Consider the following 19,730-nt stretch of genomic DNA (forward strand, 5'->3'; position numbering starts at 1 on the left):
TGGTTTGCCGATTTGGAGACACAATGATCCCGTTGTCGTTCGCGCAGCGTCGGCTGTGGTTCGTGGACCGGTTCGAAGGCCCGTCGCCGACCTACAACGGCGCTTTCGCCCTGCGGCTGACCGGTGAGCTGGACGCGGGAGCGCTCGAGGCGGCGCTCCGCGATGTCATCGACCGGCACGAAGTGCTGCGCACGGTGATCGTCGAGGACGACGACGGTGTCCCGCACCAGCAGGTGCTGCCGTCCGGACGGCAGCCGTTCGACCTGCCGGTGGTCGAGGTCGCGGGCGAGGACGAACGGGCGGCGGCGGTCGACGAGGTGGCCACCGCGACCTTCGACCTGGCCGCCGACGCGCCGATCCGCGCCCGCCTGGTGCGGTCCGGGCCGCACGAGCACACCCTCGTCGTCGTGGCCCACCACATCGCCGTGGACGGCGAGTCCTTCGGGCCGCTGTTCCGCGATCTCACCACCGCCTACACGGCCCGCACCGAGGGCCGGGCCCCGGGGTGGGAGCCGCTGCCGGTGCAGTACGCGGACTACACGCTGTGGCAGCGGGACGTGCTCGGTGACGAGTCCGACCCCGACAGCACCGCCGCCCGGCAACTTTCCTACTGGCGCGAAGCGTTGGCAGATCTGCCGCAACCGCTGGCGCTGCCCACGGACCGTCCGCGCCCGAGGGTGATGAACCCCGACGGCGACCGGATCCCGTTCTCCGTCGGGCCCGACCTGCTCGCCGCCGTGGAGCAGCTGGCCGCGGAAGCGGGCACCACGGTGTCGATGGTCATGCACTCGGCGCTCGCGGTGCTGCTGCACCACCTCGGGTGCGGTGACGACGTGTCCATCGGCGCGCCGATCACGGACCGCACCGACGAGGAACTGCGCGACCTCGTCGGGTTCTTCGTCAACACCTGGGTACTGCGCGTCGACCTCTCCGGGAACCCGACCTTCCGCCGGCTGCTGGAACAGGTGCGGGAGAGGTCGCTGGCCGCGTACGACAACCAGGACATGCCGTTCGAGCGGCTGGTGGAGCTGCTCAACCCGGACCGGTCCACGGCCTACAACCCGTTCTTCCAGGTCATGCTCTCCTGGCAGCCGCCCGTGCCGCCCATGCAGCTGCCCGGCCTCGACGTGCGGGCCGAGCGGCTGGAGACCGGCACGGCCAAGTTCGACCTGTTCTTCGACCTGATCCCGAACGGCTCCGGCGGGGCGAACTGCCGTCTGGAGTACGCCACCAGCCTCTTCGACCGGGAGACGGCCGAGGGCATCGCGCAGCGGTTCGTCCGCGTCCTGGGCCGGCTCGTGGCCGACTCCGAGCGCACCATCGGCACCGTCGACGTGCTGGACGCGGCCGAGCGGGAGCGGCTGCTCACCGAGTTCAACGCCACCGCCACCGCGGCGCACGAGGTGACCGTCCCGGAGTTGTTCGAGGCCCAGGTCGCCAGGACGCCCGACGCCCCGGCGCTCGTGTGCGAGGACCGGACGCTGACCTACCGGGAGCTCGACGACCGGGCGAACGGCGTCGCCTGGGAGCTCATCCGGCGCGGCGCCGGTCCGGAGGACCTGGTGGCCCTGGCGCTCCCGCGCACCGAGGACCTGGTTGCCGGCCTGCTCGGCATCCTCAAGTCCGGTGCCGGGTACGTACCGTTGGACCCGCAGTACCTCAGCGGGCGGGCGGAGAGCGTGCTGTCCGAAGCGGCCCCGCGGTTCGCGGTTACCGACACCGCGACCTGGCAGGAGCTGCCGCAGGGCGCGATGGCGTGCGTCAACCTCGACCGGCGTGCGGAATGGGAGACGCCCGCGCAGGCGCCGCGCAACCTGGACCGGATCGCGCCGCTGGCCCCGGACAACCTGGCGTACGTGATGTACACCTCCGGCTCCACGGGCAAGCCGAAGGGCGCGGCGATCACCCACCGGGGTGTCGTGGGCGGCGTGCGGGAACTGGTGCGCGTCCTCGACACCCCGTCCGGCTGGCGGATGCTGGCCGGCACCTCGGTCAACTTCGACGTCTCGGTCTTCGAGCTGCTGACCACCCTGACCACCGGCGGCACGGCCGAGCTGGTGCCCAACGCGCTGGCGCTCGGCGAGCGGGAACGCTGGGACGGCCAGGTGATCAGCGGGGTTCCCTCGGTGCTCGGGGAACTGGTCGGCCAGCTGCACAAGGCGCCCGAGGTGCGCACGGTCGTGTTCGCTGGCGATGTGCTCCCGGGCCGGCTGGTGCGACAGGTGCGCGAGGCCCTGCCCGGCGTGCGGATCGTCAACTCCTACGGGCAGAGCGAGAGTTTCTACGCCACCACGTTCTCCCTCGCGGCCGGTGAGGAGTGGGCGGAGGGCGACGTCGCGCCCATCGGCACCCCGCTGGGGAACATGCGCGCCTACGTCCTCGGCCCGGGACTCGCCCCGGTGCCGCAGGGTGTGATCGGTGAGCTGTACGTGGTCGGGACCTGCCTGGGCCGCGGCTACCACGGTCGCCCGGGACTGACCGCCGAGCGCTTCGTGGCCAGCCCGTTCGGCCCCGCCGGCGAGCGGATGTACCGCACCGGCGACCTGGCCCGCTGGAACGCGCAGGGACAGCTGGAGTGCGTCGGCCGCGGCGACGGCCAGGTGAAGGTGCGCGGCTTCCGCATCGAGACGGCCGAGGTCGAGGCCGCGATCACCGCGCACCCAGGCATCAGCGAGGCCGTGGTGATCAGCCGGGAGGTGCCCTCGGGCGGGCGGCGGCTCGTCGCGTACGTGGTGCACACCGGTGAGGGGGCCGTCGGTGACGACGGCGCCGGTGGTATCGGCGACGTGGACGTGCAGTCCGGTGCCTCCGCCGCCGAGCTGCGCAAGTTCGTCGCGGCACGGCTGCCCGACTACATGGTGCCCTCGGCCTTCGTGGCCCTCGGCCGGCTGCCGCTCGGACCGACGGGCAAGCTGGACCGCAAGGCGCTGCCCGAGCCGGAGTTCCTCGGTGAGACCTACCGCGAGCCGCGCACCGAGGCAGAGAAGATCATCACCGCGGCGTACGCGGACGTGCTCGGTGTGGACCGGGTCGGCGTCGACGACGACTTCTTCGCGGTGGGCGGCGACAGCCTGCGCTCCATCCAGGTGGTGGCGCGGGCCCGGGCCCGGGGCCTGGAGCTGAGCACGCGGGAGATCTTCGAGTGCCGCACGGCGGCCCGCCTCGCCGAGGTGGCCTCCGCCCGCCAGGGCCTCGGGCCCGTGCTCGCCGAACTCGAGGGCGGCGGTGTAGGCCCGGTGCCGCTGCAGCCGGTGGCGCGGCAGGTGTTCGAGCACGGCGGCGGGACGAACCGTTTCGCCATGTCGATCGTCCTCGAACTGCCCGTCGGCATCGACGCCGACGGCCTCGCCGCGACGCTGGACGCCGTGCTCGACCGGCACGACCTGCTGCGCGCGCAGCTCGTACGCGGCGAGGAACCCTCCCTCGTCGTACGCCCGGCGGGCTCCGTGCGGGCCGCCGGCCTGATCCACCGCGTCGACTGCGACGGCGGCTGGGACGAGCCGTCCGTGCTTCAGGCGGCCAGGGAGGAGCTGGACGCCTCGGTCGGCCGGCTCGACCCGGAGGCCGGGACCATGGCGGACTTCGTCTGGTTCGCCGCACCGTCCGGTGCGGGCAGGCTGCTGCTGGTGCTGCACCACCTGGCGGTGGACGGCGTCTCCTGGCGGATCCTCATGTCGGACCTCGCCGAGGCGTGGCAGCAGGTCCGCTCCGGCAGGGCGCCCGAGCTGCCCGCCGTCGGCACCTCGGCCCGCCGCTGGGCGGCGGCGCTCCAGGACGAGGCGCTCTCGCCGGAGCGCGAGGCGGAACTGGCGTACTGGCGCGACCTGCTCGAGGCGGCCGACCCCCCGCTGGGCACCCGGGCGTTCGACCCGGCCGTGGACGTGTGGTCCACGCTCGACACCGTGCGGATCGAGCTGTCCGTCGAGGTCACCGAGGCCGTGCTGACCAGGCTGCCCGCCGCGTTCAAGGGCACCGGAACCGACGTGCTGCTCGCCGCGCTCGCCCTCGCGGTCGACCGGTGGCGCGGAACGGAGCGCTCGACCCTGGTCCGCCTCGAGGGCCACGGCCGCGAGGAGGAGGCCGTGCCCGGTGCCGACCTCTCCCGGACGGTCGGATGGTTCACTGCCATGTACCCGGCCCGGGTGGATGTGCAGGGCGTGGACCTGGCCGACGTACTGGTCGGCGGCCCCGCGGCCGGCCAGGCGGTCAAGCTGGTCAAGGAGCAGCTGCGCGCCGTCCCGGACAAGGGCCTGGGCTACGGACTGCTGCGCTACCTGAACCCGGAGACCGCCGAGCAGCTCGCCGAGTACCCGGCGCCGCAGATCGGCTTCAACTACCTCGGCCGGATCTCCGACACCGACGTGCCCGAGCACCTGCGCGCGCACGGCTGGGGGCCGGCGTCCTGGTCCGCCGAGCTGATCGCGACGCCCGACCCGGACCTGCCCGCGCTGTCCGCGCTCGAGGTCAACTCGGTCGTCACGGACACCGCCGACGGCCCCCGGCTGCAGGCGGCCTTCATGTTCCCCACCGGGGTGCTGTCCCGCGAGCGGGCGGGTGAACTGGCCGAGCTGTGGGTCGAGGTGCTGCACGGCATGGCCGCGTACGCCGCACGCCCGCACATCGGCGGGCTCACGCCCTCCGACGCCCCGCTGGTCTCGGTGCGCCAGGACGAGATCGAGGACTGGGAGGAGCGCTACGGCCGGCTGGTCGAGGTGTGGCCACAGGCCCCGGGACAGTCCGGCATCCAGTTCCAGGCGGCGCTCGCCGACGGCACCTTCGACGTCTACCACATGCAGTTCGTGCTGCACCTGTCCGGGCACGTCAACCCCGAGCGCATGCGGGCGGCCGGACAGGCGCTGCTCGAGCGGTACCCGAACCTGCGCTCCGCTTTCCTGACCGCGGCCGACGGCGACCCGGTGCAGATCGTGGCCGAACACGTCGCCCTGCCCTGGCGGCACCTGGACCTGACCGGGTGGAGCGAGGCCGAGCAGGACGCCGCGCTCGACAAGGCCCTGGCCGACGACCGGGCCGACCAACTCGACCCCGCCCGGCCGCCGTTGTTCCGCCTGGCCCTGCTCACCTGCGGGCCGCAGCGGGCGAAACTCGTCATCACGGCGCACCACACGCTGTTCGACGGCTGGTCGTCGCCGCTGGTGATCACGGACCTGATCCGCCTGTACGCCGAGACCCAAGACCTCGCCCCCGTCCGCTCCTACGGCGACTACCTGGCCTGGCTGTCCCGGCAGGACCGGGAGGCGTCCGCGGCCCGCTGGCAGGCCGAGCTGGAGGGATTCGACCAGCCGACCCTCGTGGCCGCCGACCTGCCCTCCGCGGGGGAGGCGACCGCCCTCGGACGGGTCGAGGTACCGCTGTCGATCGACAAGGGACGCGAACTCGCCCGGCGCGCCGCGGAACTCGGAGTCACCCTCAACACGCTGCTGCAGGGCGCGTGGGCGGTCCTGCTGTCGAAGCTGACCGGGCAGCACGACGTGGTGTTCGGCGCCGCCGTCAACGGCCGCCCGGCGGACCTGACCGGCTCCGACGAAATGGTCGGCCTGTTCATCAACACCCTGCCGACCAGGGCCGTGTGCCGGCCGGACCACAGCCTGGCCGAGGTCATCACCGACCTGCAGAACCGGCAGATCAGCCTGCTCGACCACCACTACTACGGCCTCGCCGACATCCAGCGCGGCGTCGGGCTGCCCTCGCTGTTCGACACGATCGTGGTGTTCGAGAACTACCCGATCGACCGCGCGGGCATCGTCGACGCCAACGCCTCGGCCGGCTTCACGATCGACGCCATCCGGCCGTTCGCGGGTTCGCACTACCCGCTCACCCTCAACTCCTCCGACCCCTATCTGCGGCTCTCCCTCGACTACCAGCGGAACCTCTACGACCGCGGCGCGGCCGAGGTGATCGCCGCACGGCTCGTCCGGGTCCTGGAACAGGTGCTTCAGGACCCGACGGTTCCGGTGGGCACGGTGGAGGTGCTCGGCGAGGACGAGCGGGACCGGTTGGTGCGCCGGGTGAACGACACGGCCCACCCGGTGCCCGCCGGCACCCTGCCGGGCGCGTTCGAGGCCCAGGCGGAGCGCGACCCGGACCGGGTGGCGCTGATCGGCGAGCAGGAGACGCTGACCTACGGAGAGTTCAACCGGCGTGCGAACCGGCTGGCGCACTGGCTGGCGGAGCAGGGCGCGGGTCCCGAGCAGCTGGTCGCGGTGAAGATCCCGCGCTCCGTGGACCTGCTGGTGGCGCTGTACGCGGTGGTGAAGGCGGGGGCGGCCTATGTGCCGGTGGACCCGGAGCTGCCCGAGGACCGGGTGCGGCATGTCCTGGACAGCGCACGGCCGCTGCTGGTCCTGGACGAGAACCTCCCGGACGTCTCCGCCTACCCGGAGACGAACCCGCAGCGTGCCCTGTCCCCGGACCACGCCGCGTACGTCATCTTCACCTCCGGTTCCACCGGCGGGCCGAAGGGCGTGCAGGTGGCGCACCGGTCGATCATGAACCGGCTGGCGTGGGGGCTGGCGCACTTCGGCGTCGGGCCCGAGGACCGGGTCCTGCTCAGCACGACGGCGAGCTTCGACGTGTCGGTGCCGGAGCTGTTCGCGCCGCTGCAGGTCGGGGCCGCGGTCGTCATCGCGCGTCCGGACGGGCGCCGGGACCCGGCCTACCTCGCCGAGCTGATCCAGCGCGAAGGGGTGACCGGCGCCGACTTCGTGCCCTCCCTGCTGGAGGCGTTCGTCGCCGAGCCGGCGGCCAAGGAGTGCACCAGCCTTCGCTGGATCGAGGTCGCGGGCGAGGCCTTCCCGCCCGCGCTGGCCAACAAGGCGGCCGGTGTGCTGCCGGGCTGCGGGGTGCACAACCTCTACGGGCCCACCGAGGCGTCGGTGGAGGTCACGGCGTGGCAGCACGTGCCGGGCGCGGACCGGGTGCCGATCGGCGCACCGATCTGGAACACCCAGGTGTACGTCCTGGACGCGGCGCTGCGCCCGGTCCCGGCCGGCGTCGCCGGCGAGCTGTACCTGGCCGGTACCGGGCTCGCCCGGGGCTACCTCGGGCAGACCGGGCTGACCGCGAGCCGGTTCGTGGCCTGCCCGTTCGGCGAGCCGGGCACCCGGATGTACCGCACCGGTGACCTGGTGCGGTGGAACACCGACGGCCAGGTGGAGTACATCGGCCGGACCGACTTCCAGGTCAAGGTGCGCGGCTTCCGCATCGAGCTCGGCGAGATCGAACAGACGCTGACCGCGCACCCGGACGTCGACGCGGCGGTCGTGGTCGTGCGCGAGGACCGCGCCGACGACCAGCGTCTGGTCGGGTACGTCGTGCCGGGCAAGGACATCGATCCGGCAGCGCTGGACCTGACGGCCCTGACGGGCCAGATCCGCGAGCGGCTGCCGGAGTACATGGTCCCCTCGGCGATCGTGCCGCTCGTCGAGCTGCCCACGACACCGAGCGGAAAGCTCGACCGCAAGGCGCTGCCCGCACCGGACTACACCAAGGAACCGGCCGGACGAGCGCCGCGCAACCACACCGAAGAAGTCCTGTGCCGCCTCTTCGCCGAGCTGCTCGGACTGACGGAGGTCGGCATCGACCTCGACTTCTTCAGCCGCGGCGGGCATTCGCTGCTGGCCACCCGGCTGGTCGGCCGCATCCGCAACGAACTGAACGCCGACGTGAAGGTCACGACCGTGTTCCGCAATCCGACCGTCGCCCTGCTGGCGGAGCGGATCGAGGAACTGGGCACGTCGAACCGCCCCCGGCTGCGTCCCCGGCTGGGCCAGATGACCGTTGAGGAGCCGCGTCGATGATCCCCCTGTCCTTCGCCCAGCGCCGGCTGTGGTTCCTGCACCGCCTGGAAGGCCCGTCCGCGACCTACAACATCCCGTTCGTGCTGCGCCTTCAGGGGCCGCTGGACACGGCGGCCCTGGCCGCGGCGGTCGGGGACGTCGTCACCCGGCACGAGAGCCTGCGCACCGTGGTCGCCGAGAACGCCGACGGCACGCCGGAGCAGCGGATCCTGCCTGCCCAGGAGGCGGCCGCGCCGTTTCGGGTGACCGACGTCGCCGCCGACGCGGTGGACGCCGCGCTGCAGCAGGCCGCGTGCGAGGGTTTCGAGCTGGACAGGGAACTCCCGCTGCGGACCACCGTGCTGCGCGTGACCCCGCAGGATCACGTGGTGGTGTTCGTGTTCCACCACATCGCCGCGGACGGGGCGTCGATGGCGCCGTTCCTGCGGGATCTGCTGGCGGCGTACGCGGCCCGCCACCGGGGCGAGACGCCGCAGTGGGCGCCGCTCGCCGTGCAGTACAAGGACTACACGCTGTGGCAGCGGGAGCTGCTCGGCGACGAGGAGGACCCGGAGAGCATCGCCGCGGCGCAGCTGGAGTACTGGCGCGGCGAACTGGCCGGGGTGCCTCAGCCGGTGCAGCTGCCGCTGGACCGGCCGCGGCCGACGGCGGCCGGTCACGACGGCGGCCATGTCGACTTCGAGCTGGACGCGGACCTGCTCGCCGGGATCGGCAAGCTGGCCGCGGAGCGCGGCGGCACGGCGCCGATGGTCGCGCAGGCCGTGCTCGCGGTGCTCCTGCACCACGTCGGGGCCGGCAACGACCTCACGATCGGCAGCCCGATCGAGGGGCGCGCCGACGAACAGCTCGACGACCTGATCGGTTTCTTCGCCAACACCTGGGTGCTGCGCGTCGACCTGTCCGGCAACCCGTCGTTCGGCGAACTGCTCGAGCAGGTGCGCGACCGGGCCCTGGCCGCCTACGACAACCAGGACGTGCCGTTCGAGCGCCTGGTGGAGCTGCTGAGCCCGGAGCGCACCACCTCCTACCAGCCGCTGTTCCAGGTGATGCTGGCCTGGCAGTTCGAGTGGTCGCGGATCGAGATACCCGGTCTGCGGGTGAGCCCCGTCCCGGCGGGCACCGGTACGGCGAAGTTCGACCTGTTCTTCAACATCGTCCCGGCTCCGTCCGGCGGCGCGTACGGCCGGCTGGAGTACGCGACGGAACTCTTCGAGCACGCCACGGCCGAGAGCCTCGTCGACCGCTATGTGCGCGTGTTGCGGCAGGTGGTCACCGATCCCGGGACGCGGCTCGGCGCGGTGGAGGTGCTCACCGGTGCCGAACGGGACCGGCTGGCACAGCTGAACGACACCACGGCCCCGGTGCAGCGGGCGACGGTGCCGGAGCTGGTCGCCGCACAGGTGGCCCGGACACCCGACGCGACCGCTGTGGTGTCCGGGCACACCGAGCTGCGGTACCGGGAGTTGGACGCCCGGGCCAACCGGTTGGCGGCGGTGCTGCGGGACCGCGGCGTCGGGCCGGACGTGCTGGTCGCCGTGGCGCTGCCGCGCTCGGCGGACCTGGTGGTCGCGCTGCTGGCCGTGCTCAAGGCCGGCGGCGCCTACCTGCCGATCGACCCCGGCTACCCCGCCACCCGCGTCGACCTCCTGCTCGAGACGGCCGATCCCGCGCTGGTCCTGACCGACTACGCGACGGCGGCGACCGTGGCGAAGAGCCGCACGCCCGTCCTCCACCTCGACGACCTGTGCCTCGACGGCCGCGCCGTCGAAGCCCCGGACGTGCGGACCGGCCCGGACAACCTGGCCTACGTGATGTTCACGTCGGGCTCGACCGGGACGCCCAAGGGCGTGGCCGTGACGCATGCGGCCGTGGTCAACGGGGTGCGCGATCTGCGTCGTACGGTCGCGGTCGGGGAGGGGTCGCGGATGCTCGCCGCGACGTCGGTGAACTTCGACGTGTCCGTGTTCGAGATCTTCACCGCGCTCACCGCCGGGGCGTGCGTCGAGATCGTCCGTGACGTCCTCGAACTCGCCGAGCGCGGCGGATGGTCGGGCACGACCGTCAGTGCCGTGCCGTCGGTGTTCTCCGCACTCCTGGACGAGGCCGCCGCGCTCGACGTGCGCACCGTCGTCTTCGCCGGTGAGGCGCTTTCGGCCGACCTGGTCCACAAGGTGCGCCAGGCCCTGCCCGGAGTCCGTGTCGTCAACGCCTACGGGCAGACCGAGAGCTTCTACGCCTCCACCTTCACGCTCCCCCAGCAGTGGAGCGGAACCGGCGCGATCCCGGTCGGCACCCCCCTCGCCAACATGCGCGCCCACGTCCTGGGGCCGGAACTGGCACCGGTTCCGCCCGGTGTGATCGGCGAACTGTACGTCACCGGCCTGGTCGCCCGCGGCTACCACCGCAACGGCCGCGCGACCGCGGAACGGTTCGTGCCCTGCCCCTTCGGCCCCGCCGGCACCCGGATGTACCGCACCGGCGACCTGGCCCAGTGGGACGAGCACGGCCGGCTGAGGTACGCCGGCCGGGCCGACACCCAGGTCAAGATCAACGGCATCCGCCTCGACGCGACCGAGATCGAGACGGTCCTCGCCCGGCACCCCCAGGTCGCCCAGGCAGCGGTCATGGCCCGGGAGGACCACACCGGCGGCAGACGACTCGTCGGATATGTGGCGCCGGCGGCGGACGCCGAGGTCCCGGTGGCGGAGCTGCGGCGGTTCATGGCCGAGCGGCTGCCGGACTACATGGTGCCCACCCTGTTCCTGGTGCTGGACCGGCTGCCGCTCAACGCCAACGGCAAGCTGGACCGGGCCGCGCTGCCCGAGCCGGAGTTCACCGGCGCCGCCTACCGGGCGCCGCGCAGCGAGGCGGAGCGGGTCCTGGCCGAGGTCTACGCCGACGTGCTCGACGCCGGGCAGGTGGGCATCGACGACGACTTCTTCACCAGCGGCGGCGACAGCATCCGGTCGATCCAGGTCGTGGCGCGGGCCAAGGCGCGCGGTGTCGTGGTCAGCACCCGGGAGATCTTCGAACACCGCACGGTCGCCCGGCTCGCCGAACTGGTCGAGGGCCGGGGGGAAGAGGAACCCGTCGGCCTGGCCGAACTGCCCGGCGGCGGCGTGGGCTGGGCCCCGCTGCCGCCGACGGCGGCCCACGTCCTCGCGCTCGGCGGTGGCATCGGCCGGTTCTGCATGTCCGCGCTGCTGACCCTGCCCGCGGACATCGACCGTGCGGGCCTGCTCGCCACGCTGCAGGCCGTACTGGACCGGCACGACGTGCTGCGTTCCCGGCTCGACCGGGAGCAGCCGGGCCTGCGGATGGAGCCGCCCGGCCGGGTGGACGTCGGCGCCCTGCTGCGGGAAGTCCGCTACGCCGGTGCCGACGTGCAGGCCGAACTGGACGCGGCCGCGGACCGCCTGGACCCGGACGCGGGCGTCATGGCGCAGTTCGTGTGGTTCACCTCCGACACGAACACGAACACGAACACGAACACGGACGCGGACGCGGACGACGCGGACCGGCTGCTGATCGTGCTGCACCACCTGGTCGTCGACGGGGTGTCCTGGCGGATCCTGCTGCCGGACCTGGTGTCCGCCTGGCAGCGCGTGCGTGACGGCCGCGCCTCGGCACGGCCGGCGGTGGGCACCTCGCTGCGCCGGTGGACGCACGCCCTGGCCGACGAGGCGGCGAGCCCCCAGCGGATCGCCGAACTGCCCGTCTGGCAGCGGATCCTGCGCGCCGACGAACCGGTGCTGGGCGCGCGGTCGCTGGACCCCGCACGCGATGTCACGGCCACCGTGGACACCGTGCGCGTCCAGGTGCCGGCGGACGTCACACGGACCCTGCTGACCACGGTGCCCGCCGTGTTCCGCGGCGGTGTCGACGACGGGCTGCTGACCGGACTGGCCCTGGCCCTGGCCCGCTGGCGCCAGGCACGGGGCGTGTCCGCGTCCGGGACCCTGGTGCGACTCGAAGGACACGGCCGGGAGGAGCACCTGGTGCCCGGCGCCGACCTGTCGGGCACGATCGGCTGGTTCACCGCGATGTACCCGGTGCGCCTGGACCTGGCGGGCGTCGACGTGGACGACGCGTTCGCCGGCGGCGCGGCCGCGTCACGGGCCGTCAAGGCCGTCAAGGAACAGCTGCGGGCCGTACCGGACAACGGCATGGGCTACGGCCTGCTGCGCCACCTCAACGAGGAGACCGCCGCCGAACTGGCCGGAGCGCGCGCACCGCAGATCGGGTTCAACTACCTGGGCCGCTCCTCCGGCGCCGACATCCCCGAGGAGCTGCGGGGCCTCGGCTGGGCCCCGGACACCACGCACCGGGACCTGATCGCCGCGCCCGACGCGGACATGCCGGTGCTGTCGGCGCTGGAGATCAACGCGGTGGCCGCCGGTGACGAGCTGACCGCCTACTTCGGCTTCCCCACCGGAGTGCTCACCCGCGCCGAGGTGACCGAGCTGGCCGGGCTGTGGGTCGAGGCGCTGACCGCCCTGGCCCGGCACGCCACGACCCCGGACGCCGGCGGGCTCACTCCGAGCGACGCACCCCTGGTCGAGGTCCGCCAGGACGAGATCGACACCTGGGAGGCCCGGTTCGGCAAGATGGCCACGATATGGCCCACCACACCGGTGCAGTCCGGGATGCTGTTCCACACGGCGCTGGCCGGATCCTCCTTCGACGCCTATCACATGCAGCTGGTCTTCCAGCTGTCCGGCGACATCGACCCCGATCGGATGCACCGCGCCGCGCAGGCCCTGTTGGGCCGCTACGCCGGCCTGCGCGCGGCGTTCGTCGACCGGGCGGACGGCGAGGTGGTGCAGGTCGTGCCGGAGACGGTGACCCTGCCCTGGCAGTACCTCGACCTGACCGCCGTCGGCGAGGCGGAGCGGACCGAGACGTTCGAGCGGTTCCTCGCCGAGGACCGGGCCACCCACTTCGACGTGCGCACCCCGCCGCTGCTGCGGATGACCCTCGCCGTCCTCGAACCCGGCCGTGCCGAACTGGTGCTCACCGCCCACCACGTGCTGATCGACGGCTGGTCCACGCCCCTGCTGATGCGGGACCTGCTGCTGCTGTACGCGTCCGGGGGCGACCCGGCCGGCCTGCCCGCGACCCGCGACTTCGGGCAGTTCCTGGCCTGGCGCGCCCGGCAGGACGAGGAGGAGTCGGCCCGGGTGTGGGCGGCCGAACTCGACGGGGTCGAGGAGCCGACCCTGCTCGCCCCCGGCTCCGAGGGCGTGGGCGAGCAGGGCGTCGACCAGCTCGACGTTCCGCTCCCGACCGAGGAGGCACGCGAACTCGTCAGGCGGGCCGCCGAGTTGGGCGTCACCGTCAACACCCTCGTCCAGGGTGCCTGGGCGCTGCTGCTCGGACAGCTCACCGGCCGCCAGGACGTGGTGTTCGGCGCGACCGTCTCCGGACGGCCGCCCGCCGTGCCGGACGTCGACTCGATGGTCGGGATGTTCATCAACACCCTTCCGGTCCGCGTCGCCCACGCGCCCGGCGACACCCTCGCCGAGGTCCTCACCGGACTGCAGAACCGGCAGGCCGCTCTCCTGGACCACCACTACTACGGCCTCACCGAGATCCAGCAGGCGGCCGGCCTGCCGTCCCTCTTCGACACACTGGTCGTCTTCGAGTCGTACCCGGTCGACCGGGACGCCATCGGCGCCGCCGGTGACGCCGCCGGAGGCCTCGCCTTCACCGGTCTGCGCCCGTCCACGGCCACCAACTACCCGCTGACCCTCCTGGCGGCGACCGACCCGCACCTGAAGCTCGTCCTGCAGTACGCGCAGGGTGTCTTCGACCGGGACACGGTGGAGCGGTTCGCGGCCCGCCTCGTGCGCGTCCTGCGGCAGCTCGCCACCACCCCCCGGCTGAAGGCCGCGCACGTCGACATCCTCGATCCGGCCGAACGTGAGCGGCTGCTCACCGAGTTCAACGACACGGCCGTGGCGACCCCGGACATCACGGTCGACGGGCTGGTCGCGGCACAGGTGGCACGGACCCCGGACGCGGTCGCCGTGGAGGCCGAGGGCACGTTGCTCACCTACCGCGAGCTGGACGCCCGGGCGGGCCGCCTGGCGCGCGAACTGGCCGGACGCGGAGTGGGACGTGAGTCGGTGGTCGCGGTGTCGCTGCCGCGCTCGGCGGACCTCGTGGTCGCCCTGCTCGCGGTGCTGAAGGCGGGCGGCGCGTATCTGCCGGTCGACCCCAAGTACCCCAGCCGGCGCCTGACCGCCGTCCTCGACGAGGCGCGCCCGCACCTGGTCCTGACGGACTCCGCGACGGTCGCGGCGCTGCCGGAGCACACCGCGCCGGACGTCCTCCTGGACACGCTCGACCTGTCCGGCCCCGACACCGGCCCCGAAGTCCCGCACCACCCCCAGCAGTTGGCGTACGTCATGTACACCTCCGGCTCCACGGGCAAGCCCAAGGGCGTCGCCATCACCCACGCGGGCGTGGTCAACGGCGTACTGCGGCTCGCCGACCGGGTGGGCCTGGCGCCGGGCAAGCGGCTCCTCGCGGGTACCTCGGTGAACTTCGACGTGTCGGTGTTCGAGATCTTCACGACCCTCGCCACCGGCGGCGTCGTCGAAGTGGTCCGGGACGTCCTGGTCCTGGGCGAGCGGAAGGGCTGGAGCGGCAGCGTCGTCTCCACCGTGCCCTCCGCCTTCGCCGAACTCGTCGACGAGATCGCCGGCCGCACCCGCGTGGAGACGGTCGTCTTCGCCGGCGAGGCCCTGCCCGCCTCGCTCGTCGACAAGGTGCGCACCGCCTTCCCGGGCGTACGGGTCGTCAACGCCTACGGACAGAGCGAGTCGTTCTACGCCACCGCCCACACCGTCGACGACGACACCCGCGGCTGGACGGGCAGCGCACCCGTCGGCACCCCGCTCGGCAACATGCGCGCCTACGTCCTCGGCCCGGGCCTCGCGCCGGTGCCGCCCGGTGCGGTCGGCGAGCTGTACGTCGGCGGGATGGTGGGCCGCGGCTACCACGGCCACGCCGCGCTGACCGCCGAGCGCTTCGTCGCCGACCCGTTCGGCCCGTCCGGCGCGCGCATGTACCGCACCGGCGACCTCGCCCGCCTCCGCGAAGAGGGCCGACTGGAGTACGTGGGCCGCGCGGACACGCAGGTCAAGGTGCGCGGCTTCCGCGTCGAGCCCGGCGAGGTCGAGGCCGCGCTCACCGCGCATCCCGGCGTCGCGCAGGCCGCCGTCCTCGCCTGCGACGGGCGCGGCAGCGGCACCGGCAGGCAACTGGTCGCGTACGTGGTGCCGGCCGTCACCGGCGACGACGCCGCGGCCGGCGACCGCGCCGGCCTGGACTCCAGGGAACTGCACGGCTTCGTCACGCAGCGGCTGCCGGACTTCATGGTGCCGGCCGCCTTCATGGTCCTCGACCGGCTGCCGCTCACCCCGAACGGAAAGCTGGACCGGGCCGCGCTGCCCGAACCGGAGTACACCGGCGCCGCCTACCGGGCGCCCCGCACTCCCCGCGAGGAGACCCTGGCCGGGCTGTTCGCCGAGGTGCTCGGCATGGACCGGGTCGGCATCGACGACGGCTTCTTCGAGCTGGGCGGGCACTCCCTGCTCGCCACCCGGCTGATCAGCCGCGCCCGTGCCGAGCTGGGGATCGAGATACCCATCCGCAAGATCTTCGACCTGCCGACGGTCGCCGCGCTCGCCGCGTGGTCGGAGGAATCGGCCGCTCCCCGTCGCCCCAGTCTGCGCCAGATGATCGTTAAGGAGTGAATCGATGATTCCGCTGTCATTCGCACAACGCCGTATGTGGCTTCTGCACCAACTGGAGCAAGGGGCGGCGACCTACAACATATCGGCGGCGTTCCGGCTGACCGGGTCCCTGGACGAGGCCGCGCTCGGCGCCGCGGTCCGTGACGTGGTCGGCCGGCACGAGATCCTGCGCACCGTCTACGCGACGGACGACGGCGGTGAGCCCTACTCGCGGATCCTGCCGACGGAACAGGCGGATCCGCGGCTGCGGGTGGTCGAGGTGGCGTCCGAGGACCTGGCCGGCGCGATCGACGAAGCCGTCGCGCACCGATTCGACCTGGCCGCCGAACTCCCGCTGCGGGCAAGCCTGTTCCGCGTATCCCCCGAGGAGCGCGTGCTGGTCGTGGTCGTCCACCACATCGCCTCGGACGGAAGCTCCAGCGCGCCCATGATGCGGGACCTGATCCAGGCGTACACCGCCCGCCGCGACGGCCGCGCCCCCCGGTGGGAGCCGCTGCCCGTGCAGTACAAGGAGTACGCGCAGTGGCAGCGCGAGGTGCTCGGCGACCCGTCCGACCCCGAGAGCGTCGCCGCGGCGCAGATCGACTACTGGCGCGGGGAACTGGACGGGGTGCCGCAGCCGCTGAACCTGCCGTTCGACCGCCCGCGGCCCGCGGCCGCGAACTCGCACGGTGACACGATCGGCCTCTCGGTGCCGGCCAAGGTCGCGGCCGGGCTGCAGAAACTGGCCGACGAACGCGGGGCCACCATGTCGATGGTCCTTCAGGCCGCCCTGGCGGTGCTGCTGCGCAAGCTCGGCGCCGGGGACGACGTGACCATCGGCAGCCCGATCGCCGGGCGGACCGACGAGGCGCTCGCCGATCTGATCGGGTTCTTCGTCAACACCCAGGTGCTGCGCGCCGACCTGTCCGGCAATCCGGCCTTCACCGACCTGCTCGCGCAGGTGCGGGACAAGGCGCTGACCGCCTACGAGTACCAGGACCTGCCGTTCGACCTGCTGGTCGAGGCCATCAACCCGGAACGCTCCGCCGCCTACCAGCCGCTGTTCCAGGTGATGTTCGCCTGGCAGAGCTACCAGAAGCCGGACCTCGACATCCCCGGCCTGAAGGTGACGTTCGAGCAGGCCATCCCGTCGACCGCCATGGTCGACCTGTTCTTCAGCCTGACCGTGGACGAGTCGGGGGCGCTGCGGGGCGACCTGCAGTACGCGACCCAGCTGTTCGACCGCGACTCGGCCGAGGTCATCGCCGCCCGGCTCGTCAGGGTGCTGGAGCAGCTGGCCGCCGATCCGGCGATGCGGGTGGGGGACGTCGACGTGCTCGGAGCGGCGGAGCGCGAGCACCTGCTGACGGAGGTGAACGCCACCGGCCGCGACATCCCCGACGCCACCCTGGTCGAGCTGTTCGAACGGCAGGCGGCCCGGCGGACGGACGCGGCCGCGGTGACCTGCGAGGGCACCACGCTCACCTACGGCGACCTGAACGCCCGGGCCAACCGGCTCGCGCGGCACCTCGTCGCCCAGGGCGTGGGCCCGGAGTCCCTGGTCGGGGTCTGCCTGGAGCGCTCGGCCGAACTGGTCGTCGCGCTGCTCGCGGTGCTCAAGGCGGGCGGCGCCTATCTGCCGATCGACCCCGACTCCCCGGCCGACCGCATCGCCTACATCGTCGAGGACGCCCAGCCGGTCCTGCTGGTCACCACCAGCACCAACACCACCGCACAGGACCTGGCCCACGACCTGCCGCTGGTCCACCTCGATCGGGCCGAGGCCTTCTCCGGACAGCCGGACGCCGACCTGACCGACGCCGAGCGCCGGGCGCGCCTGCGCCCCGGACACCCCGCGTACGTCATCTACACGTCCGGGTCGACCGGCCGTCCCAAGGGCGTGCTGATCCCGCACCGCAACGTGGTCGGGCTGTTCACCGCCACCGAGGACTTCGCCTTCGGTGCGGACGACGTGTGGACCCTCTTCCACTCCTACGCCTTCGACTTCTCGGTGTGGGAGCTGTGGGGGCCGCTGCTGTACGGCGGCCGCCTGGTCGTCGTCCCCTACGACGTCTCCCGTTCCCCGGCCGACTTCCTGAGGCTCCTCGCCCGCGAACGGGTCACCGTCCTCAACCAGACGCCCTCGGCCTTCTACCAGCTCATCCAGGCCGACGCCGAAGCCCCCGGCCAGGAACTGGCGCTGCGCTACGTGGTGTTCGGTGGCGAGGCCCTCGACCTGGGCCGCCTCGCGGACTGGTACGCGCGTCACGCCTCCGACGCGCCGGTCCTGGTGAACATGTACGGCATCACCGAGACCACCGTGCACGTCACCCGCATCGACCTGGACGAGCACTCCGCCGCCCGCTACCGGGCCAGCGTGATCGGACCGGCCGTCCCGGGCCTGCGCGCCCATGTCCTGGACGAGAGCCTCAAGCCGGCGCCCGTCGGCGTGACCGGGGAGCTGTACGTGGCCGGCTACGGCCTGGCCCGCGGCTACCACGGTCGGCCCGGGCTGACCGCGGGACGGTTCGTCGCCTGCCCCTACGGCGAGGCCGGCGAACGCATGTACCGCAGCGGCGACCTGGTCCGCTGGAGCAGGAACGGCCGGCTGGAGTACGTGGGACGGGCGGACTCCCAGGTGAAGATCCGGGGCTTCCGCATCGAGCTGGGCGAGATCGAGCACGCGCTGGCCGGGCACCCGGGCGTGGCGCAGGCGGTGGTCCTGGTGCGCGAGTACCAGGAGGGCGACAAGCGCCTCGTCGGCTATGTGGTGCCCGAGCCGGATGCCGCGGTCGACGCCGGTGAGCTGTCCGCGTACCTGCACGAGCGGCTGCCGGACTACATGGTGCCGTCGGCGCTGATCCCGCTGGCAGAGATCCCGCTGACCTCGAACGGCAAGCTCGACCGGCGCGCCCTGCCCGCGCAGGACACGCACGCCGCGGCCGGCCGGGAGCCGCGCAACGCCTTCGAGGAGAAGCTGTGCGCCCTCTTCGGCGAGCTGCTCGGGCGGGACGACATCGGCATCGACGACGGCTTCTTCGCGCTCGGCGGGCACTCGTTGCTGGCCACCCGGCTCAGCGTCCGCATCCGCAAGGAGTTCGACATCGACATCCCCATCAGGACGATCATCAAGTACCCCACGGTGGCCGAGCTGGCCGCGCTGATGCTCGCCGGCGGCGTGCCCGCCGACGACGCCGACGCCTTCGCGGTCGTCCTGCCGCTGAACGGCGATCCCGGTACGGGCAAGCCGCCGGTGTGGTTCTTCCACGGAGGCGGCGGGCTCGGCTGGGCGTACTACAGCTTCGCCGCGCATCTGCAGGACCGCCCGGCCTACGCCCTGCAGTCCCGTGGCTCCGACGGCGTGGAACCGCTCGCGGGCTCCGCCCAGGAGATGATCGACGACTACGCCGACCAGATCCTGAAGATCCAGCCGGAAGGGCCGTTCTACCTGATCGGCTGGTCCTACGGCGGCACGGTCGTGCAGGCCGTCGCGGACGCCCTCGACCGGCGCGGGCACGAGGTCCGCCTCGTGGCCGTCCTGGACGCCCAGCCCGGCGGGCACGGGTTCAGGCAGGTCCATGCCGACAAGCAGTCGTCGGACTACCGGGTGGAGCTGGAGGACGACTTCGGTCAGTACATCCGCATGGGCAACCGGCAGGGATTCCTGGACACCATGGCGAAGGTCATGGCCAACAACACCTCCCTCATGATCGACTTCGACTCCCCGGTCTACCGCGGCGATGTGCTGTATTTCCACGCGGCCCTCGAGGAGACGTCGTACGCCCACCTGTGGCGGCCGTACGTCGGCGGTCAGCTGGAGGTGCACGAGCTGCAGGCCACGCACCACGAGATGCACATGCCCGCGCCGGTGGCCCAGTTCTTCGAGGTCGTCCGCCCCAAGCTGCCCTAGGGCGTGTTTCGAAAGTCCCGTCTGGTCCGCGACGTCCTGCACCCTCCCCACTGCCTGGGCGGCGTGGGCGGTGCCGCCACTCGCCGCACCGGAGCCAGATCCACGTACGTCCGGTGCGGGGACCGGGGGCCGGCACGCCGAGAGCACGCACCCGACGCCGCGCGGCCGCCCTTCGGGCAACGACGCGCATGGTCGGACAGGCCCTGGCGAGGACACGGCCGGGGCCGGGGACGACCGTTCAACACACGATCCGAGAGA

The 19,730-nt window shown here is 72.7% G+C and carries 3 protein-coding genes; all 3 read left to right on the plus strand.

The genetic code is table 11. The features are described from left to right. Window positions 1-23 precede the first annotated feature (23 nt). The 3 genes from AC5WRT_RS31430 to AC5WRT_RS31440 are packed head-to-tail and all read left to right on the plus strand — an operon-like array spanning window position 24 to window position 19,472. Complete coding sequence (locus tag AC5WRT_RS31430) at window positions 24-7,817, plus strand: amino acid adenylation domain-containing protein (protein WP_496100832.1); 7,794 nt, start codon at window positions 24-26, stop codon at window positions 7,815-7,817. After that, on the plus strand, window positions 7,814-15,580 hold the full coding sequence (locus AC5WRT_RS31435; protein WP_496100833.1) for an amino acid adenylation domain-containing protein: 7,767 nt from the start codon (window positions 7,814-7,816) through the stop codon (window positions 15,578-15,580). Before AC5WRT_RS31430 ends, AC5WRT_RS31435 begins: the two co-directional genes overlap by 4 nt. 4 nt (window positions 15,581-15,584) lie before the next feature. Continuing rightward, window positions 15,585-19,472, plus strand: a complete 3,888-nt coding sequence (locus tag AC5WRT_RS31440) for a non-ribosomal peptide synthetase (protein ID WP_496097433.1) — start codon at window positions 15,585-15,587, stop codon at window positions 19,470-19,472. The last annotated feature ends 258 nt before the right edge of the window (window positions 19,473-19,730 follow it).

The organism is Streptomyces sp. NTD91 (genome assembly GCF_059510455.1).

What these genes read in the sequence shown, in the direction of transcription:
- AC5WRT_RS31435 (WP_496100833.1), top strand. Translation starts at nt 7,814, where the DNA reads ATGATCCCCCTGTCCTTCGCCCAGCGCCGGCTGTGGTTCCTGCACCGC.
- AC5WRT_RS31440 (WP_496097433.1), top strand. Translation starts at nt 15,585, where the DNA reads ATGATTCCGCTGTCATTCGCACAACGCCGTATGTGGCTTCTGCACCAA.
- AC5WRT_RS31430 (WP_496100832.1), top strand. Translation starts at nt 24, where the DNA reads ATGATCCCGTTGTCGTTCGCGCAGCGTCGGCTGTGGTTCGTGGACCGG.